At 55.3% G+C, this 24987-nt stretch carries 21 protein-coding genes, 1 tRNA gene and 1 pseudogene; 14 read left to right on the forward strand and 9 right to left on the reverse strand.

All coding sequences use genetic code 11. The features are described from left to right. Window positions 1-20: 20 nt before the first annotated feature. From GRPL_RS17660 to argE, 3 genes are read left to right on the forward strand one after another with little or no spacing between them, the layout of a single operon-like run. On the forward strand, window positions 21-443 hold the full coding sequence (locus tag GRPL_RS17660) for a RidA family protein (protein ID WP_004867660.1): 423 nt from the start codon (window positions 21-23) through the stop codon (window positions 441-443). Window positions 444-452: 9 nt separating this feature from the next. After that, a complete protein-coding gene (locus tag GRPL_RS17655) occupies window positions 453-1127 on the forward strand; it encodes a DUF1028 domain-containing protein (RefSeq protein ID WP_032698776.1) in 675 nt (224 codons plus the stop codon). Then, the gene (gene argE, locus GRPL_RS17650) at window positions 1120-2271 is read left to right on the forward strand and encodes an acetylornithine deacetylase (RefSeq protein ID WP_032698777.1); all 1152 of its coding nucleotides are present in this window, start codon (window positions 1120-1122) and stop codon (window positions 2269-2271) included. The genes GRPL_RS17655 and argE overlap by 8 nt, the downstream gene beginning before the upstream one ends. Window positions 2272-2451: 180 nt before the next feature. On the opposite strand, the gene GRPL_RS17645 is transcribed toward argE, so the two are convergent. Then, entirely contained in the window at window positions 2452-3855 is a 1404-nt protein-coding gene (locus GRPL_RS17645; protein WP_032697571.1) for a purine-cytosine permease family protein, read from the reverse strand. Between the two features lie 678 nt (window positions 3856-4533). Further along, window positions 4534-5136 carry a short chain dehydrogenase gene (locus GRPL_RS17640; RefSeq protein ID WP_032698778.1) on the reverse strand — a complete coding sequence of 201 codons (603 nt, stop codon included), beginning with the start codon at window positions 5134-5136 and terminating at the stop codon, window positions 4534-4536. 99 nt (window positions 5137-5235) lie between these two features. Between GRPL_RS17640 and GRPL_RS17635 the strand changes: the two genes are divergently transcribed. Then, window positions 5236-6126 (forward strand): LysR family transcriptional regulator, encoded by an 891-nt coding sequence (locus GRPL_RS17635; RefSeq protein WP_032698780.1) that lies wholly within the window; start codon window positions 5236-5238, stop codon window positions 6124-6126. A gap of 226 nt (window positions 6127-6352) precedes the next feature. Here the strand turns inward: GRPL_RS17635 and GRPL_RS17630 are convergent, their stop codons facing one another. Both GRPL_RS17630 and GRPL_RS17625 read right to left on the reverse strand, forming a co-directional pair. Continuing rightward, a complete protein-coding gene (locus tag GRPL_RS17630) occupies window positions 6353-7498 on the reverse strand; it encodes a trans-sulfuration enzyme family protein (protein WP_032690718.1) in 1146 nt (381 codons plus the stop codon). Window positions 7499-7507: 9 nt separating this feature from the next. Next, the gene (locus tag GRPL_RS17625) at window positions 7508-8884 is read right to left on the reverse strand and encodes a pyridoxal-phosphate dependent enzyme (RefSeq protein ID WP_162180068.1); all 1377 of its coding nucleotides are present in this window, start codon (window positions 8882-8884) and stop codon (window positions 7508-7510) included. 541 nt (window positions 8885-9425) lie between these two features. Between GRPL_RS17625 and GRPL_RS17620 the strand changes: the two genes are divergently transcribed. From GRPL_RS17620 to GRPL_RS17610, 3 genes are read left to right on the forward strand one after another with little or no spacing between them, the layout of a single operon-like run. Beyond that, window positions 9426-10082 (forward strand): amino acid ABC transporter permease, encoded by a 657-nt coding sequence (locus GRPL_RS17620; RefSeq protein WP_049268324.1) that lies wholly within the window; start codon window positions 9426-9428, stop codon window positions 10080-10082. After that, window positions 10060-10827, forward strand: a complete 768-nt coding sequence (locus GRPL_RS17615) for an amino acid ABC transporter ATP-binding protein (protein WP_032698784.1) — start codon at window positions 10060-10062, stop codon at window positions 10825-10827. The genes GRPL_RS17620 and GRPL_RS17615 overlap by 23 nt, the downstream gene beginning before the upstream one ends. 35 nt (window positions 10828-10862) lie before the next feature. After that, complete coding sequence (locus tag GRPL_RS17610) at window positions 10863-11636, forward strand: amino acid ABC transporter substrate-binding protein (RefSeq protein WP_032690722.1); 774 nt, start codon at window positions 10863-10865, stop codon at window positions 11634-11636. 9 nt (window positions 11637-11645) lie between these two features. Here GRPL_RS17610 and GRPL_RS17605 read toward each other — a convergent pair whose 3' ends face one another. Beyond that, complete coding sequence (locus tag GRPL_RS17605; protein ID WP_032690723.1) at window positions 11646-12506, reverse strand: AraC family transcriptional regulator; 861 nt, start codon at window positions 12504-12506, stop codon at window positions 11646-11648. A gap of 229 nt (window positions 12507-12735) precedes the next feature. On the opposite strand from GRPL_RS17605, the gene GRPL_RS17600 reads away from it, so the two are divergent. The 4 genes from GRPL_RS17600 to GRPL_RS17585 are packed head-to-tail and all read left to right on the forward strand — an operon-like array spanning window position 12736 to window position 17635. After that, window positions 12736-14574, forward strand: coding sequence for a DUF2264 domain-containing protein (locus tag GRPL_RS17600; protein WP_032698785.1), 1839 nt, complete (start codon window positions 12736-12738; stop codon window positions 14572-14574). Beyond that, on the forward strand, window positions 14571-15851 hold the full coding sequence (locus GRPL_RS17595; RefSeq protein WP_032698786.1) for an oligosaccharide MFS transporter: 1281 nt from the start codon (window positions 14571-14573) through the stop codon (window positions 15849-15851). The genes GRPL_RS17600 and GRPL_RS17595 overlap by 4 nt, the downstream gene beginning before the upstream one ends. Before the next feature lie 13 nt (window positions 15852-15864). Continuing rightward, window positions 15865-17055 (forward strand): glycoside hydrolase family 88 protein, encoded by a 1191-nt coding sequence (locus GRPL_RS17590; protein WP_032697580.1) that lies wholly within the window; start codon window positions 15865-15867, stop codon window positions 17053-17055. A 22-nt stretch (window positions 17056-17077) separates the two neighbouring features. Then, the gene (locus GRPL_RS17585; RefSeq protein ID WP_032698788.1) at window positions 17078-17635 is read left to right on the forward strand and encodes a DJ-1/PfpI family protein; all 558 of its coding nucleotides are present in this window, start codon (window positions 17078-17080) and stop codon (window positions 17633-17635) included. Window positions 17636-18271: 636 nt separating this feature from the next. Here GRPL_RS17585 and GRPL_RS17580 read toward each other — a convergent pair. Then, complete coding sequence (locus tag GRPL_RS17580; RefSeq protein WP_032698790.1) at window positions 18272-18757, reverse strand: GNAT family N-acetyltransferase; 486 nt, start codon at window positions 18755-18757, stop codon at window positions 18272-18274. Between the two features lie 864 nt (window positions 18758-19621). Here GRPL_RS17580 and GRPL_RS17575 point away from each other — a divergent pair. Then, window positions 19622-20200 carry a TetR/AcrR family transcriptional regulator gene (locus GRPL_RS17575; RefSeq protein ID WP_032698791.1) on the forward strand — a complete coding sequence of 193 codons (579 nt, stop codon included), beginning with the start codon at window positions 19622-19624 and terminating at the stop codon, window positions 20198-20200. On the opposite strand, the pseudogene GRPL_RS0125575 reads toward GRPL_RS17575, so the two are convergent. After that, window positions 20201-20664, reverse strand: a pseudogene (locus GRPL_RS0125575) (iron-containing redox enzyme family protein); the annotation flags it as partial. Between the two features lie 10 nt (window positions 20665-20674). On the opposite strand from GRPL_RS0125575, the gene GRPL_RS26675 reads away from it, so the two are divergent. After that, complete coding sequence (locus GRPL_RS26675; protein WP_434799911.1) at window positions 20675-21124, forward strand: alpha-amylase family glycosyl hydrolase; 450 nt, start codon at window positions 20675-20677, stop codon at window positions 21122-21124. A gap of 365 nt (window positions 21125-21489) precedes the next feature. Here GRPL_RS26675 and GRPL_RS17565 read toward each other — a convergent pair. Continuing rightward, a tRNA-Phe gene (locus GRPL_RS17565) sits at window positions 21490-21565 on the reverse strand. Window positions 21566-21670: 105 nt separating this feature from the next. Further along, window positions 21671-22384, reverse strand: coding sequence for a DUF554 domain-containing protein (locus tag GRPL_RS17560; RefSeq protein WP_032690739.1), 714 nt, complete (start codon window positions 22382-22384; stop codon window positions 21671-21673). Window positions 22385-22820: 436 nt separating this feature from the next. On the opposite strand from GRPL_RS17560, the gene GRPL_RS17555 reads away from it, so the two are divergent. After that, window positions 22821-24977 carry an ornithine decarboxylase gene (locus tag GRPL_RS17555; protein WP_032690740.1) on the forward strand — a complete coding sequence of 719 codons (2157 nt, stop codon included), beginning with the start codon at window positions 22821-22823 and terminating at the stop codon, window positions 24975-24977. Window positions 24978-24987: the final 10 nt, after the last annotated feature.

Genomic DNA, 24987 nt, shown 5'->3' on the forward strand with positions numbered 1-24987 from the left:
CACTAAACAGGATAAAAAAGATGCCAACGCATACCCGTATTCGCATGTTTAATACTAAAGAGACTTACCCCAATCAGAGCCTGGATAACGATTTATGCCAGGCGGTTCGCGCCGGGAATACCGTCTACGTGCGCGGTCAGGTGGGAACCGATTTTGCCGGTAACCTGGTCGGTTTGGGCGACCCGCAGGCTCAGGCCGAGCAGGCGATGAAAAACGTCAAACAGCTGCTGGAAGAGGCCGGAAGCGACCTGTCGCACATCGTGAAAACCACGACCTATATCATTGACCCGCGTTATCGTGAGCCGGTGTATCAGGAGGTGGGGAAATGGCTGAAGGGGGTTTTCCCGATCTCCACGGGGCTGGTGATTTCCGCGCTGGCGCAGCCGCAATGGCTGATGGAGATCGATGTGATTGCCGTCATTCCCGATGATTTCGTGAAGTAAGGAGCGACGATGACCTTTTCTATCGTAGCATATTGCCCGGAAAGCGGGCAGTTTGGGATTGCGCTCAGCTCCTCCAGCATTGCCGTCGGCGCCCGCTGTCCCTGGCTACAGGCCGGGGTGGGGGCGGTATCCAGTCAGAACATCACCTTACCGGCGCTGGGTCAGCTGGCGTTAGCGCAGCTGGAACAGGGACTAGCGCCGGATATCGCGTTGCGCAGGGCGCTGGCGGAGGATGATTTCAGCCGCTACCGGCAGATTATCGCCATCGACGCCAATGGACAAACCGCCGCCTTCAGCGGCGATAAAACCCTCGGTATCTATCATGTTGCCGAAGGAGAAAACTGTATTGCCGCTGGAAATATGCTGGCCAGCACGGCGGTTATTGAGGCGATGGTGGCGGGGTTTCAGCAGAGCGAAGGCGAAATGGCGCTGCGCCTGCTGGCCGCGCTACAGGCCGGTCTGGCCTGCGGCGGTGAGGCCGGTCCGGTTCACTCTGCGGCGGTGAAGGTCGTGGATGATTATTCGTGGCCGCTGGTGGATTTGCGCATTGACTGGAGCGAGGACGATCCCATCGGCGAGCTGGCCGCGCTCTGGCAGGCCTATGAGCCGCAGATGCAGGCCTATATCACGCGCGCGCTCGACCCGCGGGAGGCCCCCAGTTACGGAGTACCGGGCGATGAATAATGAGCTGCAGTCGATACTGGCAACGCTACTGTCTTTTGATACCACCAGTCGCGAATCCAATCTCGAGATGATCGATTACATAAACCGCTTTCTGAGCGGTTTTGGCATTGAATGCCGGCTGTTCTACGATGACGACGGCAAAAAAGCCAATCTTTACTCCCGCCTGGGGCCGCCGGGGCCAGGGGGGGTAATGCTCTCCGGCCATACCGATGTGGTGCCGGTTGACGGCCAGCGCTGGACGGTCCCTCCTTTTGCACTTACCCTCCGCGATGGCCTGTGCTACGGGCGCGGCAGCACCGACATGAAGGGCTTTATTGCCTGCGTGCTGGCCTCTGTTCCCGCTTTCCTCGCACAACCGTTAAGCATGCCTCTGCATCTGGCCTTTTCCTATGATGAGGAGGTGGGATGTCTCGGCGTCCGCAGTCTGGTGAACCATCTCAAAGCCTCAAAGGATAAGCCTGCGCTGTGCATTATCGGTGAGCCGACGGAGATGCGCCCGGTCTACGGCCATAAAGGCAAACTAGCCATGCGCTGCCATATTCACGGTAAGGCCTGCCATTCGGCCTATGCTCCCGATGGCGTGAATGCCATCGAGTATGCGGCGAAGCTGATTACCCGCTTAGGCGTATTGGGTGAAAAGCTGGCGCTCAGGCAGGATGCGCGCTTCGACCCGCCGTACAGCACCGTACAGGTGGGGCTGATTACGGGCGGCGCGGCGCTCAATATTGTGCCTGAGCGCTGCCAGTTCGATTTTGAAATCCGCCATTTGCCGGATGTGTCGCTCGCTGAGACGCTCTCCGGACTGCAGGCGTATGCCGAAGATGAACTGGAGCAGGCGATGCGCGCGGTGGCGGAGGAGGCAACGATCCGCTTTCAGCCGCTCAGCCAGTATCCCGGCCTGCTGAGCGATCCGCAGTCGGCCTTTGCCGGTTGGCTGGCGCAATGGGCGGGAAATGATACGTTCTCCACCGTCGCCTTTGGCACAGAAGGCGGGCTGTTTGACGAAGCGGGTGTGGCAACCTTGATTTGTGGGCCGGGAAGTATGGAGCAGGGGCACAAGCCGGATGAATTTATTGCCCTGACGCAGCTGGATCAATGTCTGGCGATGCTGGATAACCTGCGCCGCTGGATGGCGGCCTCCTGAATCTTTTGCGCCCGGGGCCGGGCGCATTTCCGTCATTCTCTGTTCCCGCATTTTTTCCGCTCTCTATTTTCGCTCAGGCCGTTCTTTAATTCTCCGCGGTCGTTTCCTGTTGCCCGCCAGCAATAAAAAAAGCTCCGGAATCTGTCCGGAGCTAAATGATTACTGAGGGAATCTGTGGCTTTAAATTTTCTCTTTCACAAAGGCCATCTTCTTGACCGTCTTCGCTCTGGAGAGGTAATAATAGACAGGAGAAACAACCAGCAAACCAATAATCCATGATAAGTCAGCGCCGCCAAATGACAGCGCAACAGGTCCGCTGTAGATCGCCGTCGACATAAACGGCACCTCCACGGCGATTCCCAGTAAATAACAGAAAATAGCCGTGGTATTAAAATAACCGTAGATTCCGCCATCGCGTTTAAAAAAGGACTCAACTTCATATTCGCCATGAGCGACCAGATAGTAATCCACCAGATTAATCGCCGTCCACGGCACCAGCACGTATAACAGCACGGTGATAAAGTTGGTGTAGATTAATAAAAAGTTTTCCTGACCATAGATCGCCAGCGATATTTCGAGAATCATCGTCAGGATGGCGGTAATTATTCTGGCGCGGGCCATCGGCGACCAGCCATCAATAAAAGTCTGGCCCAGGGTCAAGGTGCAGAGAACCCCGCAGTACAACATCATGGAGTTCGTGGCGGCGATCCCCAGTGCCAGTACCACAATGACCAGGGCGCCCATTCCACCGGTCAGATCTATAATGCCTTGAATAATATCATCATTACTAATACAGATAGCCACCAGCACGCCGAGGACCATCGGCAGGTAGGAGCCTAAAATGCAGCCAAAATAGCTGGCATAAAAAACGCTTTTATCGTTGGTGCTGTAGGGCATATAGCGTGAATAGTCAGAGACATAGGGGGCATAGGCCAGTTGCCACAGCGCCGCTATGGATACCGCGCCGAGGAAGCCAACTTTGTTAAAGCCGCCGCGATCGAGGAAATCAACCGGCAGGCCATGCACAAACACGATCCACAGAAATGTGGCGGCCAGTACAATACCGGAAATCCACGACATAATTCTGGCGTAGGAGTGGATGATTTTATAGCCAAAGATGGTGGCGAATAAACTGAGCGCCCCGACGATAATAATCCCGACGTCGGCGTTCATCGGCTTATAGATAGCGTGCATTGACTGCCCGCCTAATACCAGGCTGGAGGCGGTAAATCCGATATACATTAATACCACGATCGATACCACCAGTACCGACCCGTAGGAGCCAAACTGTCCCTTAGTTTGCACCATTTGCGGCACGCCGAGCCTCGGACCCTGCGCCGAATGTAATGCCATAAAAAGACCGCCAACCAGGCTGCCGATCAGCAGGGCAATCACGGACCAGAAAAAAGAAAGGTGGAAAATGGTCACCGACATGGCACCGGTGATCACGGTTAATAACATGATATTCGAGCCGAACCAAATGGTAAAAAGATCGCCAGGTTTACCGTGTCGCATATTAAGAGGAATAGGTCTTATGGTATTACTTTCGAGGTTTTCAACATGAACGGATTGAGGTTTAGTCATGGTGCTCTCTCATCACTGTAGGGCTAAATCAGCGTTAGATGGATATTCCAATGAGGAGTACAGCTAATCTACTCATCATAACATTTCGTTTACTATTGTCACAATCTCGCATCATTTTAGAAATTATTAAAAATGTCGAACGTCGATATAAAAAAAATGCTTTACCTGCGTCCTCGATCCTGAATCAACGCGCTGAATAAACCGTTAAATCTATTTTTTAGCGATTTATGCTGCTTTAATTGAGATTTAATAATTAACCCGCTGGAAGGTTATTTTCAGACAGATAAAACTCCGTAGCGATGGCCATTGCCTGGAATGATTGGTTGTACAGTCGAATGAGAAAGGCCTGCTAAATATGTGGAAAAGCGATCATCCCGGTATTAAGCAATGATATTTATGAGGGAATAGCACTTACACTCTGAAAATCAGTCTGTTACACCATGGTATACAGTGATTGAGGTGTTGAAAGGATGGCCCAGGGCAATAAATTGTGCGTGGCGCTTCACAATGAAATGCATTTATCGGGAGTGTGCAGCAGATCAATATTTACAACACCTGGTACTCTCTTTTCTCTTTATTTTGTCGCGAATATCGCGGCTGGAAACGGCTGTCGTCCCCCGCTATTGTGCCGGGGATAACAGCCTCTGACCGGGCAGAGGCTGTCTGTGCTCTCAGCGGTCAGTAGCCGACGGTGTACACCCGGCCGCTCTGTATCCCTTCCACGCTGCGGCGATAGGCCTGAGCAACGGCGGCAGCGGGGACGCTGGTGAAGCCGGGGAAGAAACCGTCATAAGCGGCGAGCGACTCCGCCAGTACGGTGGGGCTTATCAGGTTGATACGGATCCCACGCGGCAGTTCGCAGGCGGCGGCGCGGACAAAGCCCTCCAGCCCGGCATTCACCGTTGTGGCGTTGACGCCCTGGGCAATCGGTTCATGGGCCACAATGCCGCTGATAAGCGTAATCGAACCGCCTTCATTGAGATAATGCTGCCCGGTTAGCGCCAGGCGGATTTGCCCCAGCAGTTTGTCCTGCAGGCCCTGGTTGAAATCCCGGTCCGTCATGGACGCCAGCGGGCCAAAGAACAGATTGCCGGTAGCCGAGACAATCGCATCGACCCGGCCGACTTTTTCAAAGAGAGCTTCGACGCTCGGCTGAGAGGTGATATCCACCTGAAGATCGCCCTGAGTGCGACCTACGCGAATGACTTGATGTTGACGGCTCAGTTCTTCGGCGACGGCGCGCCCGACGGTACCGCTGGCACCAATAACGACGATTTTCATGGCTGACTCCTGATCGGTTGTGAGCCTCTATTCTTTAATGAAACAGTTATCGGATAAACTGGCTAAAAGTTAGATGATTACTAACCAGAGATTTGTAATATGGATAAGCTACGCGGAATGGAGACGTTTATTGCCGTGGTGGAGTGCGGCAGTTTTACCGACGCGGCATCGCGGCTGGAGATGTCGGCGGTCATGGTCGGTAAATATATCGCCCTGACGGAGCGAGAGCTTGGCACCCGACTGCTTGAGCGCAACACCCGGCGCCAGAGTCTGACTGATGCCGGGCGCGTCTATTATGAAGAGGCCAAACGGGTACTTGAACAGGTCGCGATTGCCGAAAGCTCGGTCGAACGATTGCGACTGGCGCCGGCCGGGACGCTGCGCATCAGCGCGCCGACCTCTTTTGGCGCCTGCGTGATTGCGCCGCTGACCGCCTCGTTTTTACAGGCGTGGCCGGATGTTCGCATCGAACTGGATCTGACTAACCGGATGATCGATCTCGTCGATGAGGGCTTCGATCTGGCGATCCGTATTGGTGATATTCACCACACCGATCTGGTGGCGAAATATCTCTGTCCTTATCGGATGGTGATTTGCGCCGCGCCCGCTTACCTGGCTCGTCACGGTACGCCAGTCGTACCGGCGGATTTGGTCGATCATCGTTGTCTGTCCCATACGGTGTGGACGGCGCGCAATGAGTGGACATTGCCGGGCGCGCAAGACACGGTGCGCTGGAAGCGCGATGTGATTCTGCGCTGCAATGATGGTTACGGCCTGCGCATGGCGGCGATAGCCGGAGCCGGGCTGCTGCTCCAGCCGGAGGTTTTACTGAGCGAGGCGCTGGCCAGCGGCAAACTGGTGCGGGTGCTGGAGGCCTATACCCCCCATCCGCGTCCGGTACATTTACTCTGGCGTCAGGATCTTCGCCCGCTGCCGAAGCTGACCCGCTTCGTAGAGCATGTGCTGAAAGAGGGAAAACGCTATTTATGAACGGCGGTCAGCGAGACGGCTATTTTAAGGCCGCCTGGCGAAAGCTGGCGCACCTGCGTGCGGCCTGTCAGGCCACGTTGGCACGTTCCGCAGAACCCGCGCCAGAAAACGTTCCTTCTCCCAAACTACCGTGACCGACATCGGCATGTCTCGGCAAATCCCCAATACGCCGTGAAAAATCTGCTGGCCTGCGGTGGCCAGCATGATTCCGGCGGCGGATTTTTTTTCAGTCGCCTAAAGCGTGCTGCCAGTCGGCGATCAGATCCTGCGGATCTTCAATCCCGACGGAGAGACGGATCAACTGAGGCGTGATGCCATTGGCCAGCCGTTGTTCCAGCGGAATCGAAGCATGGGTCATGCTGAACGGTTGGCTGACCAGGCTCTCCACGCCCCCCAGACTCTCTGCCAGCGTAAACAGCTTCAGCCTGCTGATGACCTGCTGCGCATAGGTATCATCGCCTTTCACCACCACGGAAATCATCCCGCCGGGGAGGGCCATCTGCCGGCGCGCCAGCTGATGGTGGGGGTGCGATGCCAGCCACGGGAACCAGACTTTTTCCACCTGCGGCTGCTGTTCAAGCCATTCGGCGAGGGCCAGCGCATTGCTGCTGTGACGCTCCATACGCAGCGCGAGTGTCCGGATACCGCGTAGCGTCAGGAAGCTGCTGAACGGGTCAAGTACGCCGCCCACCGCATTTTGCAGATAGCCCAGCTTCTCCGCCAGATCGCGATTGTCACCGACGACCGCCAGCCCGGCGACAACGTCGGAGTGGCCGTTCAGGTACTTGGTCGCCGAATGGACCACGATATCGAAGCCCAGCTCGAGGGGACGGTGGATGACCGGCGAGGCAAAGGTGTTATCGGTGACGCTGATAATATTGTGCCGACGGGCAATCGCCGCGATGGCGCTGAGATCCGCCAGCTTCAGCAGCGGGTTGGTCGGGGTTTCGACCCAGATCATGCGCGTATCCGGCTGAATGGCCGCTTCAATGCCGGCCAGATCGTCGGGCTTGACCCAACTGACCCGCAGCCCCGCGCTGTGACGGCGGACATTTTCGAGCAGCCGCCAGGTGCCGCCGTAGACATCATCGACGGCCACCAGATGGCTGTCTTTATCCAGCAGCTCGAGGACGGTGGAAATCGCCGCCAGCCCTGATGCAAACGCGTAGCCGCGGGCGCCGCTCTCCAGCTCGGCAATCGCCGTCTCCAGCGCGTGGCGGGTCGGGTTGCCGCTGCGCGAGTATTCATAGCCGGTATGTTGCCCCGGCGCGGGTTGGGCAAAGGTGGAAGTGGCGTAAATCGGCGGCATAACGGCGCCGTGCCCGTCGTTAAAGATGCCGCTATGTACGCTCAACGTATGCAAATTTTTCATCTTTCGTCCTTAGTGTTCAAGTCGGTTGCGCCAGGTCGTCAGCACGTCGCTGCGGGTGATGAGACCCAAAAAGCGTTCGTTGTCAGCGATAACGGCCACCAGGCCGCGATCGAAAATGGCTTTCAATGCGCTTTCCGGCGCGTGTTTATCCAGCGTTTCTACGTTGCGGGTCATCGCCTCGCCAACGGGCAGTGAAAAGCGCCGGCTGTCGCCCCCGACGTGGCTGATCAGATCCCACTCGTCGACGATGCCGACGACGCGGCCGTTTTCCAGTACCGGCAGCTGTGAAATGTCATACAGACGCATGCGCGCGAGAATGGCGGCGAGGGTGTCATCCGGGGCGGCGGTAACGGTGGCTCCCTCATCGTGGCGCAGGGCGATAAAATCGCTTAAATCGCCGCGCGTCGGCCGGCTCAACAGGCCCTGCTGGCGCATCCAGTCGTCGTTAAACATTTTGGAGAGGTATTTGTTGCCGCTGTCGCAGGCGAAGGTGAGCACTCGTTTCGCGGTGGTCTGCGCCCGGCAGTAGCGCAGCGCGGCACTCAGTAAGGTGCCGGTTGACGAACCGGCAAGCACGCCCTCGCTTTGTAAGAGCTGGCGGGCGGTCGCGAACGCTTCGCTATCGCTGATGCGATAGGCCGTTCGGACGCCGTCCAGATGGGCCAGCGGTGGAATGAAGTCTTCGCCAATCCCTTCGACCAGCCAGGAGCCTGTTGCACCGTAGCGCCCGGTTTCAACCTGGTCGGCAAGGATCGATCCCGCCGGGTCGGCAAGAATAAATTCGGTTTTTGGCGAGTGTCTGGCAAACCAGGCCTGCAGGCCGCCGAGGGTGCCGCCGGAGCCGACGCCGACGACGATGGCGTCGATATCCCCGTCGAGCTGATCGTATATTTCGGGCGCGGTAGTGGTGGCGTGCGCCAGCGGGTTGGCTTCGTTATTGAACTGGTCAATATAGAAAGCGCCCGGTGTTTCCTCCGCCAGGCGGCGCGCATAATCCTGATAATAGGCCGGGTGGCCCTTATTCACATCCGAGCGGGTGAGGAGCACTTTGGCTCCCAGGGCGCGGAGATGGAAAATTTTCTCCCGGCTCATTTTATCGGGAACCACCAGCGTCAGGGCGTAATTTTTTTGCGCGGCGATCAGCGCCAGCCCCAGCCCGGTGTTACCCGCCGTCGCTTCAATAAGGGTACCGCCGGGTTTTAATTTCCCCAGCCGTTCCGCCTCGTTGATCATCGACAGCGCAACGCGGTCTTTAATCGACCCGCCGGGGTTCTGGTTTTCCAGCTTTAAAAACAGGCTGCAGGGGCCGGTATCCAGCTTATGCAGTTGAAGCAGGGGAGTGTGACCAATCAGGTCGCTAATGGAGTGAAAGACTGACATAACTATTTGCCCATTCGTATCGAGATATTTGAATGGTAGGTCTGCAAAATTGGTAATTTAAAGAATATTTGTCCGCCATTAAGAGCGAAATGGAATATAAGATGCTTTTTAGCCATCCGGAGGGAAAGCCTGTTAGCCGCCTGGGTGTGTTGATTTCCAGATAAGCCCTTTTTTGCCGTATTTTTCACCGGATTATCCCTTTCCTGGCGACGCTTATCTTTATTTCGGCAAAGGATTGGCGAAAATATTCCATAGGCTGCAGGAGATTTTTATGGTTGGTGATTATTATTTTTTCGCCAGCTGCGCAAATTCATTGGTCGCGTCAGCGACGCGCCGCAGGCGCGGCAACAACGAGTAGTGGTCGGCCCGCGCAAAGCACAAAGTCGGCTATTTAATGCCAGTATTGATACATGCTGATGCGGTGTTCTGCATGGTAAGCTCTTTTAATAAGCTGTTCCCCGGAAAGAACAGTAATAAATAATGATGATTTGCAGAAAGGTGATATGTGCCGGAATTTATTTCATTAGCAATAAGCTCGTTTTGGCCGATGCTCTATGCCGGGCTGGTTTTTACTATTCCCATAACCTTAATTTCATTTTTCCTCGGACTGCTGCTGGGGTTTATTGTCGCGCTGATTCGTTTATATGGCCCGGCACCGTTGAAAAACGTGGTGCGTTTTTATGTCTGGATTATCCGCGGTACGCCTTTGCTGGTGCAGCTGTTCCTGATTTTTTATGCCCTGCCCAGCGTCGGGATCACCCTTGACGCCTTTCCGGCCGCGGTTATCGGCTTTACCCTGAACGTCGGCGCCTTTACCTCGGAGGTGATCAGGGCGACGCTGCTGTCGGTCGCCAAAGGGCAGTGGGAGGCCGCGCACTCTATTGGCATGAGCTGGGGGCAATCGCTGCGTTATATTATTCTGCCGCAGGCGGCGAGAGTGGCGGTGCCGCCGCTGTCGAACACCTTTATTTCATTAGTTAAGGATACCTCGCTGGCCTCGGTCATTACCGTTCCGGAACTGTTTTTAGCCGCTCAGCGTATTGCCGCCGTCACCTATCAGCCGCTTATTCTGTATAGCGAAGCGGCTCTGCTCTATTTATTAATTTGTTCGGTTTTATCATATTTACAGTCCCGGCTGGAATTACGTTTAGAAAGAAATACGGTGGCAAAGGAAGAACATCATGATAACGCTGTCCGGACTTGAAAAGAGTTTCGCCCGCCAGAAGGTGCTGCATGATATTTCGCTAACGATTCCTGAGGGGAGCGTGACGGCGCTGATTGGCCCATCGGGCAGCGGTAAAAGTACATTATTACGCTGCATTAATTTACTGGAAATCGCGCAGGCCGGGAAATTAACGATTGGTAATGAGGAGATTATTTTTTCTCCCGCCGCGGCGCCAAAAAGTAAAGACGTTCGGCGTATTTGCCAGCAAACCGGCATGGTCTTTCAGAACTTCCAGTTATTTCCGCATCTGTCGGTGCTGGAAAATATTATGCAGGGGCTGATGGTGGTGCAGAAATGGCCCCGTGAACGGGCAAGGGCACGGGCGGAAGAGCTGCTTGCTAAAGTCGGCCTGGCGCACAAGCGCCATGCCTGGCCGGCGATGCTCTCCGGTGGCCAGCAGCAGCGGGTCGCCATTGCCCGGGCGATGGCCCCCTCGCCGAAAGTGCTGCTCTGCGATGAGCCGACCTCGGCGCTGGATCCTGAACTGGCTCAGGAGGTGATCGCCGTTTTGCGCCAGCTGGCGCAGGAGGGAACGACGATGCTGATGGCGACCCACGATCTTCGGCTGGCGGCAAATATTGCCAGCCAGGTGGTGTTCCTCGAGTCCGGTCAGATTGTGGAGAGCGGGACCTCGCGGGACATTTTTACCCGGGCAAAGAAAACGCGTACGCAGCTTTTTATTTCCACGCTGACCGAGACGTTTCCCGACTCCTGGGAAATTTAAAAAATAACCCGGCAATCCAGATAAAGGAGTGAATGATGAAAGTATTGATGACCGCATTGCTGGCTACCGCCATTCAACTGAGCGTGACGCACGCGGCCTGTGCCGGGGAAAACCTGGCGAAGATAAAATCAGCAGGAGTATTTAAAGTCGGTACCGAAGGAACCTTCCCGCCTTTTACCTACCATGATACTTCCGGCAAGCTGGTGGGGTTTGATGTCGATATCGCGCGTGAAATTGCCCGCCGGATTGGGGTGAAAGCGGAGTTTGTTGAGGGCAAGTGGGACGGTCTGGTGGCCGGGCTGGATGCTAATCGCTACGACGCGGTGATTAATCAGGTCTCGATTACGCCGGAGCGTCAGGCGAAATATGATTTTTCGGTCCCCTATATCACCCCGAAAGCGGTCCTCATCGTGAATAACAACAATCAGGATATTCACACCTTTGCGGATTTGAAGGGCAAAAAGTCCGCCCACACGCTGACCAGCAACTACGCGCAAATTGCCCGTGAAAATGGCGCGGAGGTGGTGGGGACGGATGGCTTTGATCAGTCAATCGCCCTGGTATCACAGGGGCGCGCGGATGCGACCATCAACAGCAACCTCTCGTTCCTCGATTTCAAAAAGCACAAGCCCGACGCGCCGGTGAAAATTGTGGCGGAAAGAACCGATGCTGAACAAGAAGCGGTGTTGATCCGCAAAGGGGAACCGGAGCTGCGCCAGGCGATCGATGCCGCCATCGCCGATATTCGCGCCGACGGCACCTATCAGCGAATTTCCAGGCACTATTTCGGCGCGGACGTCTCGAAATAGCCCCGCGGGCTACGTTAGCACGCTGTTTCTGGCCAGACTCGCCTTGCGGTACTGCAGCGGCGTCTGGCCCATCATCTTCCTGAAGCAGGTAATAAAGTAGGTCACTTCGCGAAATCCGACTTCGGCCGCAATCTCATCCATACTGACGCTGGTGCTGCGCAGGAGATCGCAACTGCGCTTTATTCGGCGCGTCAGCAGATACTCGTGGATGCTGCCGCCCGTTTGCTGGCGGAATATGCGCGAGGTGTAGCTGCGCGACAGGCCCAGCGCCTGGGCGAGTTCATCCAGCGAAAATTTGTTGGCGTAGTGAGCCTCCACCCAGCTCATAATCCGCGACGCGACCGTCTGCTGTCGGGGAATACATGGCTCGGGTAGCGCGGGGAGAAAGCCCATTATCTGCATCACCAGAAAGGCCACCTCGCTGGTGGCGATCTGCCCGCCGTGATACAGCCCGTCAAATTGGGTCAGAATTCTCTCCATGAAAGGGCCGTGTTCGCTGAGGTCGTAAATTTGTGCCGGCGCGTTGCTGGCGGCAAGCGCGGCAAACTGTGCCTGATGGCGTGAAAACCCCCCCATAATGCTTTCGACTACCGACTGTTCAATATGCATCGTGGTGCGGTGGTAGGGATTTTTCTCGCTGTGGTCGACCTGGACTTTGTGCAGGCGAAACGGAGGAAAAATAAACAGGCGCCCCGGGCGAGCGGTGTAGTGCTGGTTATCTACCACCACAATGCCATAGCCGCTGGAGATATAGAGGAATTCGACGCACTGGTGCCAGTGGTAGTAAATCGCGCTGGTTGAGCGCAATCGGTTAAAAGAGATCGCCCGGCTATCGAGTGTGATGCGTTCCAGCCGCTGTGGTTCACTCATTTTTCCTCCAGGACAACAGATTTAAGTTTTTACGCCATCATTTGCAATTTATCCCCCCGGCAGCGTGAAATATCCAGCAAAAATGAAATGGCGGTTTAATTTTGTGATTGTGCTCACTTAGCCGCACAAATAAAAGCGACTATCCTTCCTCCCGTTGACGTATAAATAATTTTATAAAATCGAAATAACAATAACTTATCTAATTCTCGTGTCATGACGGGAGGACCTTTTGCAACCTGAAAATATTCATCTGACCAATCCTTTAAGAACCGGCAACGACCTCCGGCAGCTGGTCAATGAGCTGCTGAATGCCGTGTCGCCCAATTTTAAAAATGATGCCAGCCGTGTCGATCTGGCGAATTTCACCGCCCATTACGGGCAACGCGTGGCGAGTATGGAAACCTTCTCGCGCCTGCTATGGGGCGTGACGCCGCTGCTGGCAGGCGGCAGCGAGCCGCAACAGTTTTCTTTCTACCTGCAGGCCATTAAAAACGGAACCAACCCGCGGCATGCCGATTACTGGGGAGAAGTGAACCCCTACGATCAGCGCATCGTGGAGATGGCCGCCTACGGCCTGCTGTTAGCGCTGGCGAGCGATAGCGTGCTGGCGCATTTCAACGAGCAGGAGAAAGCCCATCTCTGGCGCTGGTTGAAACAGAGCGAGGCGCAGGCGATCCCGGACAATAACTGGCACTTCTTTCCCATTCTGGTACAGGTCGGTTTTCATCACGCCGGGATGCCGACCAATCCTCAGGTGCGGGAAGCGCATTTTAACGCCATGGAGCGCTACTACCTGGGCGACGGCTGGTATTCCGATGGCCCGGACAGGCCGCGGGACTATTACATTTCGATGGGCTTCCACTTCTACGGGCTGATTTACGCGAAGCTGATGGCCAATATCGACCCGCAGCGCTGTGCTGAACTGCGTCATCGGGCGCTGCTGTTTTCCGCCGACTTTATCCATTTTTTTGCCGACGACGGGGCGGCCGTGCCGTTTGGTCGCAGCCTGACTTACCGTTTTGCTCAGGCGGCCTTCTGGAGCGCGGCGGCTTTTGCCGGGCTGGAGGCATTCTCCCCGGGGGTGATCAAGGGCATCGTCCTGCGCCATCTCCGCTGGTGGCTGAAGCAACCGCTGTTCGATCGTGATGGCGTGCTGAGCGTGGGCTATAGCTACCCGAATCTGATTATGGCCGAGGATTACAATGCGCCGGGCTCTCCCTACTGGGCCCTGAAAACCATGCTGGTTCTGGCGATGGGTGAGGATGATCCCTTCTGGCTGGCGCCGGAGCTGCCGCTGCCGCCGCTCGCCGCGCAGCACAGCATCAAGCACGCCGATCAGGTGCTGGTGCATCAGACCGATCATCTGTGGATGCTCACCTCCGGCCAGCTTGAGCGGAATAACTTCGTCAATACCGAAGCGAAATATTGCAAGTTTGCCTACTCCACGCGCTACGGATTCACGATTGAGCGCGGACGCTATGGATTAAGCCACGCTGCGCCTGACTCCATGCTGCTGCTTTGTGAGAAAGATGATTACTGGCGCGGGCGGCGCGACTGTGACGCGGTGACGACTGCCGATGGCATGATTTACAGTCGCTGGCGGCCGTGGCGCGATGTGGCGATTGAGACCTGGCTTATCGCGATGGGCGACTGGCAGCTGCGCGTACATCGTATCCGCACGGCCCGCGCGCTTGATACGGCCGAAGGGGGATTCAGCGTGCCGAACCGCCCCCTGCCTGAGGTGCAGGACGGGGAGGGCGGCTGCCGGATCATCACCCCTGCCGATACGTCGGCCATTCTCTGCCTGAGCCCGCAAAGGCGCTGCGGCGAGGCGGTACTGACGCCGCCTAACAGCAACCTGCTGTTTGCCGAACGCGCGGCGGTTCCGGTGTTACGCGGTGATTTAGCACCAGGAACACATCTGTTGTTAAGTGCGGTCTGGGCGGGGAATCCCGACACCTTTGCACCGCAGGGTTGTCCACAGGCCTTCATCAGCGATGATGCTGTACGCTTCGTGACGGCACAGGAAGAAAAACATCTTACGCTGTCCCCGGAGAACGTCCTATGACCACTTCATCCTCTGTGCGTGGCGCACAGTACAAAATGAGCACCTTTATCTTTCTCTACTTTTTTACCTGGTCTTCAAGCTTTGGCCTCTACGCGCTGTGGCTGAGCCAGAAAGTCGGCCTCGATAGCATCACCATCGGCAGCGTTTTCGCCATCAACGGCGTGTTCGCGGTGATCCTGAAGCCGGTTTACGGCTACATCATGGACAAGATCGGTATGAGCAAATGGCTGCTCTATTTTGTCTGCGCCGTGTCGGCCTTGATGGCGCCGTTCTTTGCCTTCGTCTATCAACCTCTGCTGCAAAGCCACACGACGATCGGCATCATCCTTGGCGCGCTCTATTTAAGTCTTGGCTGGTATGCGGGCGTCGCGGCGTCGGAATCGTATGCCGATCGCTTTAGCCGGCTGTACGGCCTGGAGTTCGGTCGTATTCGCATGTGGGGATCGCTCGGCTGGGCGATGGCCGCTTCCGTTTCCGGGCTGCTGTTCAACTTCACGCCGCTGGCCAACTTTCTGTTGAGCAGCAGCACGTCGCTCCTGATGCTGCTGGTATTAATCAGCCTGAAGATCGGCGATGAGCAGTTGCGTAACAACAGCGTGATTTCGGCGAACAAAATCGTTTTTAGCGACGTGATGCAGTTACTGAAAAGCCGTAAATTCTGGATGTTCAGCCTGTATGTCGCCGGTGTCGCATGGATGATGTTTATTGCTGAGCAGCAGTTTCCGCGCTACTTCGTCTCCTTTTTTGCCACCAAAGAGCAGGGGAATGCCTGGTACGGCTATCTCAGCACCGTGCAGTCCGGTATGGAATTCGTGATGATGATGTTCATTCCGCTGCTGGTGAATCACTACGGCGCAAAGCGGGGGCTGCTGTTCTGCGGCTGCGTTGTCGGGGCCAGGCTGATCGCCTCAGGCTTGACCAGCGATCCGGTGATCATCTCGATTATCAAACCGTTTTATGGCGTCGAAATCGCGCTGTTGCTGATTTCGGTCTTTAAATACATCGCCGAGCACTTTGACCGCAGAGTCAACGCCACGATGTACCTGCTGGGCTATCAGGCGATGATCTACGTCGGTTCTATTGTGGTGGCGCCGCCGGCGGGCTACCTCTACGACAAAATCGGCTTTGAGCATACTTATCTGCTGATGGGCAGCTGCGCTCTGCTGTTTACCCTTATCTCCGCTTTTACGCTCTCGCGCTGTCGCTCGACGTGGGACGCATCGCGACCTTTTTCCCCGGCGCTGGACGCCACCCCGGTTGAACCGGCCAAACATTAATTCAGGAGTTGTTATGTCCAAAAAGGTGATTACCGAAGCCCTCCGCCCCGTCGAGCTGTATCAGGTCGACCGGCTGGCGCTGCGCCAGAAGCTCGATGATGCGCTGGCCCGCGTGACCCGCAAGCTCGATAAAAACATTGTCGCTTTTGGCGATAAATTCCCGGGCGAGGCCTGTGAAAACGGCATCTGGCCGCGTTCTGAAAACGTCGAGTGGACGACCAGCTTCTGGCCGGGCCAGCTGTGGCTGGCGTGGGAAATGAGCGGTAATCCCGCCTATCGCGAGGCGGCAGAGCGCTATCTGCCCTCTTTTGCCCGGCGCATCGAGGAGCGTATCGATACGGCGACCCACGATCTGGGGTTTCTCTATACTCTCTCCTGCGTCAGCGCATGGCGACTCACCGGCAATGAGGCCGCCCGTCAGAGCGCGCTGCTGGCCGCGGAAACGCTGATGGAGCGCTTCAACCCGACGGCCAGAATTATTCAGGCCTGGGGGGATCTGAACGACCCGGAACAGCAGGGGCGGATGATCATCGACTGCAATATGAATCTGCCGCTGCTCTACTGGGCCAGCGAGCAGACCGGGGACCCGCGCTATGCGCAGGCGGCCACGGCCCATGCGCAACAGGCGGCGCGCTATATCGTGCGTGAAGACGCCTCGACCTACCATACCTACTACATTGACGTGAACAGCGGCGAGCCGCGTTTTGGCAACACCCATCAGGGCTATAGCGACACCTCCTGCTGGTCCCGCGGCCAGGCATGGGGCATCTATGGCTTCCTGCTCAGCTATCGCTATACCGGTGATAAAAGTATGGTGGAGCTGTCGCGCAGCCTGGCCCACTACTTCCTCAACCGCCTGCCGGAAGATGATGTGTGCCACTGGGATCTGGCCTTGCTCGGTACCGACGCGGTACGCGACAGCTCGGCGGCGGCGATTACCGCCTGCGGTCTGCTGGAGCTGGTCAATGCGCTGCCGGCGCTCGATCAGCATCGCCCGCATTACGAGGAGATGGCGTTGCGTATCGTCCAGTCGCTGACCGATAACTATCTGGCGACCGACGATGACCCGACCGAAGGGCTGCTCAAGCACTCGGTTTATCACATGGGCAGTGGAAAAGGGGTGGATCAGTGCTGCAGCTGGGGTGACTACTTCTATCTTGAAGCACTGATACGTCTGCGCCAGACCTGGTACTCGTGGTGGTAATGGCGAAATGGAGAGAGAGAACATGAAAACGGTAGCGGTTTTATTGGCCCCGGGCTTCGAAGAAGGGGAAGCGATTGTCGCAATCGATGTTTTACGGCGCTTGAAGATCCACGTGCAGACGATTGCCTGCGCGCAGACGCGCGAGGTGGTTAGCTATCACGCTATTCCGATGATGGCGGACAGTACGCTGGCGGAAAGCATGGAGCAGACTTTTGACGCGGTGGTCCTGCCGGGTGGGCCTGAAGGGAGCGTCTTTCTGGCCCAAAGCGAGCAGGTGATCGCCTTTGTACGCCGCCACGATGAGCTGGGTAAATACCTGTGCCCGATTTGTTCCGCCGCGGCGCGCGTGCTGGGGGGCAACGGTCTGCTGAAAGGCCGCCGCTATGTCTGTTCCGGCGAGCTCTGGCTGCAGGTGAGCGACGGCGTATATGTTGACGCCGATGTGGTGGAGGACGGCAATCTGATTAGCGGTCGGGGGCTCGGGAAGGTGTTTGATTTTTCCTTGACGGTGGCGGCGCGTCTGCAGGGCGATGAGGCGGCGGCCCGTGAGCATGCGGAGCATATCTATTACCGCTGGTAGCGCAGGGGGCGGTCGCCGGTTATCAGGCGCGCTGAGGTAAGCAAAAACTGGCCCGGGCAGATGTCCCGGGCTTTAGCGATAAGGCCTGTCGTTTGTACCCGCCCCCCATCGCGGCCAGACAGGTTATTGCCAGGAAAGGGTCATGCTCGCCAGGGGGTAGGCAGAGCCCGGTACCAGAGGTATCGCCGCATCGATGTTTTCTCTGCTTCTGAGGTTGGGTTACGTCATTCGATCACGCCAGGTCCGCATCAGTCATACATGGGCGAGAAAATCTTGTCAGCCCATAGACTTCTCCGTTAGTCATGGCTTCGCATATGGCAGGGCTGAAAATCACTTCCTTTACCGATGTTCAAATAATCCGCTGTCGGAAAACATAAATCTGGTTCTGTAATGGTGAAGGTGTCTTTCCTGGTTATGATTTTTATTGCTATAAGGATTTTGTTTTAGATGGGGTTTTATTTTTAATGTTTATTGTTTTAGTTTCAGAGTGGTGAGGGGGGATTTCAAGGGCCAGTGATATGATTTTAGAGGGGGTGTTTTGTAAATAAAGCAGAGTCAGTAGCTTTGGGTTTATTCTGGGCTTTCAGCTATTCATCGGCATGCCTGTCTTCGGTGGGAGCTGGCGCGGCGAATAGTTTATACAGTCAAGTGGAGATGAATCAGTGCCACATTATTCCCTGATTTATCCTTTCTTTTTTCAATTGCGGAAGGTGTGAATCCAAGAGCCGTGTAAACCAGTAACCCGCTTGTATTTTGATTAAAACAGGAGACGGCAATCTCTGATGCCTGATACTTCTCGCGAGCAATTGAACACATTGTCGCTATGAGATAGCGGCATACTCCCTGTCCTCGGAACCCAGGAGAAATAATTACGTTTCCTATAGAACAGCATCCTCCCTGTTCCCAGCGGTAGATATTTGCAAAACCTACGGGGACTTCATTAATAACAAAAACGGTTGAGTCCTGGCGCTGGGCAATCGCTTCTCGCAATTGAGAGACGGTAAGAGGGAACTCTGCTTTTGGGAAGAAATAGAATAGTTCTGTGGGGTTTTTGATAAAGTTGCATATTATGGCAATGTCTTCCTCTGTTACTGCTCTATGTTTTAACCCCTTTATATTCATCGGTATTATCCCTCAACAATCACTGAAAATGGATGTGCGAAAATATTCTAATTATTGCATTAGAATAGGTCAATTACAGCGTCATCTTTTCGTCTGATTTATTCCCCTCCGGGGAATGCCGGAAGGAACGGGTCAGCAAAACCGTTGACGGCCGTTAAAATAATAGCGTGAGAAGGATCAATCTTGTGTCGAAACGGGTCGGGCTGATTCAGCTGAAGATGAACAATTAGCCTGGTAAAGAGAGAATCATTATAATTATGTTTGGCGTTGAGGTATTATATTTCCATTGACGATATTTTATGCTGTTAACGCCGCAGTTTTTCTCCGGTGAATTGTGCGCAGATTGAGCACAGTGAAATTCTGATACCGGCTATGAAACAGCAGGGGATTTTCCCCCGGAACGGCATACCTTTGCAGTTAAGGTCATAGAGCTGACGGTTGGTTGAGTGAGGTGCGAAATCAGGGCGCATCGCTTCCCTTTGCCTGCGGGAAGCCCTCTTTGCTCATCATCTTGTCGGTAGGGGGATGCGGCTCGTGTTACAGACGTCAGAATTTATCTCGTTGTTGAGCAAAGCAGTACCGTGACAACAGTCCAGGAACGGGCGCACAGCGCAAGCGCGACTGCCGGGGGGATGGCTGAGTACCTGTGCTCTTTTTGCATCGGGTGCAGGCATTCGGCAACGTGTTTTTCGTCGATGAATGCTTCATTAACGCGGGGAGAGGCAGGGGTCAGAGACTGCGGCAGCGTGGTTACTTGCCGCCTCCTGTCTTTGCGCAGTGCAAAGCAGTGTATCAATTGAATGTTTATCGCTTAAGGTTTTCAGTATAAAGCTAATATTGCATCCTTTAACAGGAAAACGACGTATGAAGCCAAAACAAGCGGAAATTATCCGTCATTCCATGTCCCTGTTTAACCGGGAAGGGTACCAGTCGCCAAGCATCGACCGAATTTCGGAAAATGCGGGCATCTCTAAAATGACGTTCTACCGCTACTATCCGGATAAAGAAGCGCTCATCCTCGCCATTTTACAGCTGAAAGAATACGAGTTTATGCAGGATCTGCAGAACATTATTGCGGATAAATCCTCGGCGCGGGAGAAGCTGTTTGCCGTCTTTGAATACTACAACAACTGGTTTAAGTGCGAGGATTTTCATGGCTGCATGTTCACCCGCGCACTCTTCGAATATGGCACTTCTTCCCAGTCCATCCGGATGACCTGCTCGACGTTTAAATCACGCCTTTACCAGTTTTTTCGCGACATTCTGGTGAGCGTATTAAAACCGGAGCCGGCGGAACGGGTGGCGATGATGATGGTCATGCTGATCGATGGCGCAATCGCCGCCCAGCAGGCTGAGTCATCTGAGTGCCGGGAGATCCCCCCGGGAATGACGGCCTGGAGTGCGGCGAAAGCTCTTATTTATTCCGAAGGCGGGACGCTCTGATCATCGCACCGTGTTGGGTATTTCAAGTGCGCGTAACGTCTCCAGCAGGCGATCGTAGTAATCGTTGCAGGTTTGCAGTCGCAGCGCGGCGCCGAAGTACACTTCCTCCATCGCTGCCGGATGTCTTTTACCTGTCGGTACGATAACGTTATTCAGCCATCCATCGGCGTGCCCGATATCAACCGTGATGTGTTCAGCATAATAATGCACATCGCGTTCTGTCATGCCAATACGCAGGCAACCGGCGACCAGTTTTTGATACTGGGGGGATCGAGTAATTCAGTCATCGCCATCACGCCAGGCGATTTGTAGTAGTGCTGCCGGTTCACGCCGCCAGGCATGAAAGCGTTATATCCCGCAAGCCCTTGCCAGTCATACAGATGGGTAAAATGATTATCGGGTAAGGCAATATCCCGACGCTTCAGTAAATCCTTATACAGATTGACGTGCGTGATTTCATTGTTCCTCGATAACGTGCGCCTGACCAGCTGCGATAACAGCAGAACCCCTTTCCAGTGGAATGATGGTCCGAACGCTGGTTTCACTCGCGGCAAGCCCTGGTTTCACATCAATCCAAACTATGTGCAAATCAATGCCGAGCGCGAGTCGGCCCAGGGAGATTCGGTGCTGAATGACTATAAAAAAATGATTCAGCTGCGTCATAAAATTCCGGCGCTGGTGTATGGCGCCTATCAGGATCTCAATGCCCAGGATAATACTGTCTATGCCTGTACGCGAATCCTGGGCAGGGAGCGCTATCTGGTCGTAGTGAACTTTAAAGAGCAGCCTGTTCGCTATCTCCTGCCGTCCAGTGATGCCATCGAGCAGGTTGTTATCGAGACTAATCAGCATAACGATACGCCGCAGGGAAGTACCTCTATCGCCTTAAGCCCATGGCAGGCGGGCGTGTATAAACTGCATTAATCAGGAGAGCAGGGCATTCATTTACGCATCACAAATGATTCGGAAGGGGCGGGCCAGCGTTCAGCATCGCTATTTTACAGCGAGGGCCCGCTGGCCCCGAAGGGGTGAGCGGCGCGCCGCGAATAATCGAACGAAGTTCGATGAAGAGTCCGTGCTGCAGAAAGCAAAAAACCAGCCCTCAGGCTGGTTTCTTTAAATAAGTGGTGCCCGGACTCGGACTAACGCCGCAGGCGTTGAACAGCGCGCTTGTCGCGCTGGCCCCGAAGGGGTGAGCGGCGCGCCGCGAATAATCGAACGAAGTTCGATGAAGAGTCCGTGCTGCAGAAAGCAAAAAACCAGCCATCAGGCTGGTTTCTTTAAATAAGTGGTGCCCGGACTCGGAATCGAACCAAGGACACGGGGATTTTCAATCCCCTGCTCTACCGACTGAGCTATCCGGGCAACGGGGCGCATTAAAACCGATTCGCCTCGCTTCGTCAACGAAATTTATTTAAATCGATGCAGACTGCACAATCTATCACCAGTTTGAATTAAAAGCACCCGTTTTCAGGTGAAAAAAAGCGTCCAGGCCGCTGAAATCGGCATCGCCAGGAGCAGGGCAGGTAGCATGTTAACCACCGCAAACATCTTAATTCCGCAGATGCGCAGCCCGGTCGCCAGCAGCAGCATGCCGCCGACGGCGCTGAAGTCGGCCATCATCATCGGCGTGGTGAGCGGCATGATCAGCGATGCGCAGGCCGCCAGCGTGAGCTGGATGAGCAGCATCGGGACGCAAATAGCTGAAACGGCAAATCCCAGCGTGCAGGCGAAAATCGTGGCGGTGAAAAAGTCGAGAAAGGCTTTGGCGATCAGAATGCTGGCATCGCCGGTCATCCCTTCGCGCATGGCGCCGAAAATCCCGGTACCGCTGGCGCAGAACAGGACAATAATGGCGACATAGCTCTGAATAAACGACGTATTCAACTGCGCCTTTTTTTTGCCCGCTGGCGTGAGCCACTGCTGAAGCTTGCTGACCAGAGTATTGATGCCTTTTTCCATATTGCAGGCTTCGCCAAGCAGCGTGCCGACCAGCGTGGAGAGCACCATCACCGGCAGGTTGGCGCATTTCACTACCAGCAGAATACCAATTCCCAATGAGGCCAGACCGAAAATAGAGGTCATCGATGTCCGAATTCGCTCCGGCAATCGTTGGCTTAACAGCGCGCCCAGTACGCCGCCTAAAAGGACCGCGCCGGCATTAATAAAAGGTCCTGTCACCATAGCAGTGCTCCTGTTCATTATCCCTGACAACGGCATCATTATGACCCGAAAGCAGGGTAAAGACCTGCAAATACGTCGCCTGTTTGCATACAGATTTCATCTTGCGCAGGTATGTCAAAGGTGACATTATTGCGCGAATTTTCTTCTCTTCAGCGATGAGGCCGCCGATGATCACCCCATCCGTACATCATCATTGCCGCTGCGCGCAGATGCGTAAGCCGTCTCATCTTGCTACTCTGCATTCTGATTCCCTGCACCCCATGCGGTGAAGGCAGCGCATGCTCACTGCAGGACAACAGTAAGATCGGACCCGGTCTGCTTTTACTGATGTCTGGCGGTCGGAGCTGGAATCCAGTCGGACCCTGACATTTCGTTGGGCAAGGCATCAACGCCTTGCCTGAAGCCTTTTACTCTCCGGAAACGGGTATTCGCGCTAATGAAATCAATGCACATTGCCGCCAGCCACGCGCTGGTCTCTCATCTCTCTACCCACCGTCGCGTGGTGGCGCTGGACAGTACTGATTTTACCGATGTGGCGGCAGTCGTCATTACCGCAGCGGACAGCCGCAGCGGCATCCTCTCTCTGCTTAAACGCAGCGGCTTTAACCTGCCGGTCTATCTGCTGACCGATAGCGACATGGCAAAGCCAGACGGCGTGACGGCGATCATCGGCGGGAAGGAGCAGGAGTGGCTCGAACTGGAAGCCGCTGCCTGCAGTTATGAAGAGAACCTGCTCCCGCCGTTCTTCAATACCCTGACGCAGTACGTCGAGATGGACAACAGCACCTTTGCCTGTCCGGGGCATCAGCACGGTGCTTTCTTTAAAAAACACCCGGCGGGCCGCCAGTTTTTTGACTTCTTTGGCGAAAACGTCTTTCGCGCCGATATGTGCAATGCCGATGTGAAGCTTGGGGATCTGCTGATCCACGAAGGCTCGGCGAAGCATGCGCAGAAGTTCGCGGCGAAGGTTTTCAATGCCGACAAAACCTATTTTGTCCTCAACGGCACCTCGGCGGCGAATAAAGTGGTCAGCAACGCGCTGCTGACGCGCGGTGACCTGGTGTTGTTCGACCGCAATAACCATAAATCCAACCACCACGGCGCGCTGATTCAGGCGGGGGCCACGCCGGTCTATCTCGAAGCGTCGCGAAATCCGTTTGGCTTTATCGGCGGCATCGATGACCACTGCTTTGATGAACACTACCTGCGTAATCTGATTCGGGAAGTGGCGCCGGAAAAAGCCGACGCGCCACGTCCGTTCCGTCTGGCGGTCATTCAGCTGGGCACCTACGACGGGACGGTCTACAACGCCCGTCAGGTGGTGGATAAAATCGGCGGCCTGTGCGACTACATTCTGTTTGATTCCGCGTGGGTAGGCTATGAACAGTTTATTCCGATGATGGCCGACTGCTCACCGCTGCTGCTGGAATTGAATGAAAACGATCCGGGCATTTTTGTAACCCAATCGGTGCATAAGCAGCAGGCGGGGTTCTCGCAAACGTCGCAGATCCACAAAAAAGATAATCACCTGCGCGGCCAGGCGCGATTCTGCCCGCATAAGCGGCTGAATAACGCCTTTATGCTACATGCCTCCACCAGTCCGTTTTACCCGCTGTTTGCGGCGCTGGATGTGAACGCCAAAATCCATGAAGGAGAGAGCGGTCGCCGGCTGTGGGCAGAGTGCGTGGTGCAGGGCATTGAAGCGCGCAAGGCGATTATCGCCCGCTGCAAAATGATACAGCCGTTTATTCCGCCGGCTGTGGCGGGTCGCCCATGGCAGGATTATCCTACCGAGACGATTGCCCGCGAGCGGCGTTTCTTCAGCTTTGAACCGGGCGCCAGCTGGCACGGTTTCGCGGGTTATGCCAGCGAGCAGTACTTTGTCGATCCCTGTAAGCTATTGCTGACTACCCCGGGCATTGACGCCGAAAGCGGCGAATATACCGGGTTCGGTATTCCGGCGACCATTCTGGCGCACTACCTGCGTGAGAACGGCATTGTGCCGGAGAAGTGCGACCTGAATTCGATCCTGTTCCTGCTTACGCCGGCCGAGAGTGCGGAAAAAATGGCCCGCCTGGTGGCGATGCTGGAGCAGTTTGAACAGCATATCGAAGCCGACACGCCGCTGGCCGATGTACTGCCGACTATCTATAACAAATATCCGGTTCGCTATCGCGATTATACCCTCCGCGAGCTGTGCCAGGAGATGCATGATCTGTATGTCAGCTTTGACGTGAAGGATCTGCAAAAAGAGATGTTCCGCAAGCAGAGCTTCCCGCGCGTGGTGATGAACCCCCAGGATGCAAACCGCGAGTTTATTCGCGGCAACGTTGAGCTGGTGCGGTTAAGCGAGGCTGAAGGCCGGGTCGCCGCGGAAGGGGCGCTGCCGTATCCGCCGGGCGTGCTGTGCGTGGTACCGGGAGAAGTCTGGGGCGGGGCGGTACTGCGCTATTTCCTGGCGCTGGAAGAGGGCGTCAACATGCTGCCCGGTTTTTCACCCGAGCTGCAGGGGGTATATAGCGAAACGGATTCTGACGGCATCAAGCGGCTGTACGGCTATGTGCTGAACCAGGCGGCTATGCGCCTTTCTTAATAGCGACCCC

Source organism: Klebsiella planticola ATCC 33531 (assembly GCF_000735435.1).
GTDB lineage: Bacteria > Pseudomonadota > Gammaproteobacteria > Enterobacterales > Enterobacteriaceae > Klebsiella > Klebsiella planticola.

Excerpts from the sequence above, each read along its gene's own strand:
- GRPL_RS17660 (WP_004867660.1), top strand. The coding sequence starts at position 21 with ATGCCAACGCATACCCGTATTCGCATGTTTAATACTAAAGAGACTTAC.
- GRPL_RS17655 (WP_032698776.1), top strand. The coding sequence starts at position 453 with ATGACCTTTTCTATCGTAGCATATTGCCCGGAAAGCGGGCAGTTTGGG.
- argE (WP_032698777.1), top strand. The coding sequence starts at position 1,120 with ATGAATAATGAGCTGCAGTCGATACTGGCAACGCTACTGTCTTTTGAT.
- GRPL_RS17645 (WP_032697571.1), bottom strand. The coding sequence starts at position 3,855 with ATGACTAAACCTCAATCCGTTCATGTTGAAAACCTCGAAAGTAATACC.
- GRPL_RS17640 (WP_032698778.1), bottom strand. The coding sequence starts at position 5,136 with ATGAAAATCGTCGTTATTGGTGCCAGCGGTACCGTCGGGCGCGCCGTC.
- GRPL_RS17635 (WP_032698780.1), top strand. The coding sequence starts at position 5,236 with ATGGATAAGCTACGCGGAATGGAGACGTTTATTGCCGTGGTGGAGTGC.
- GRPL_RS17630 (WP_032690718.1), bottom strand. The coding sequence starts at position 7,498 with ATGAAAAATTTGCATACGTTGAGCGTACATAGCGGCATCTTTAACGAC.
- GRPL_RS17620 (WP_049268324.1), top strand. The coding sequence starts at position 9,426 with ATGCTCTATGCCGGGCTGGTTTTTACTATTCCCATAACCTTAATTTCA.
- GRPL_RS17615 (WP_032698784.1), top strand. The coding sequence starts at position 10,060 with ATGATAACGCTGTCCGGACTTGAAAAGAGTTTCGCCCGCCAGAAGGTG.
- GRPL_RS17610 (WP_032690722.1), top strand. The coding sequence starts at position 10,863 with ATGAAAGTATTGATGACCGCATTGCTGGCTACCGCCATTCAACTGAGC.
- GRPL_RS17605 (WP_032690723.1), bottom strand. The coding sequence starts at position 12,506 with ATGAGTGAACCACAGCGGCTGGAACGCATCACACTCGATAGCCGGGCG.
- GRPL_RS17595 (WP_032698786.1), top strand. The coding sequence starts at position 14,571 with ATGACCACTTCATCCTCTGTGCGTGGCGCACAGTACAAAATGAGCACC.
- GRPL_RS17590 (WP_032697580.1), top strand. The coding sequence starts at position 15,865 with ATGTCCAAAAAGGTGATTACCGAAGCCCTCCGCCCCGTCGAGCTGTAT.
- GRPL_RS17585 (WP_032698788.1), top strand. The coding sequence starts at position 17,078 with ATGAAAACGGTAGCGGTTTTATTGGCCCCGGGCTTCGAAGAAGGGGAA.
- GRPL_RS17580 (WP_032698790.1), bottom strand. The coding sequence starts at position 18,757 with ATGAATATAAAGGGGTTAAAACATAGAGCAGTAACAGAGGAAGACATT.
- GRPL_RS17575 (WP_032698791.1), top strand. The coding sequence starts at position 19,622 with ATGAAGCCAAAACAAGCGGAAATTATCCGTCATTCCATGTCCCTGTTT.
- GRPL_RS17560 (WP_032690739.1), bottom strand. The coding sequence starts at position 22,384 with ATGGTGACAGGACCTTTTATTAATGCCGGCGCGGTCCTTTTAGGCGGC.
- GRPL_RS17555 (WP_032690740.1), top strand. The coding sequence starts at position 22,821 with ATGAAATCAATGCACATTGCCGCCAGCCACGCGCTGGTCTCTCATCTC.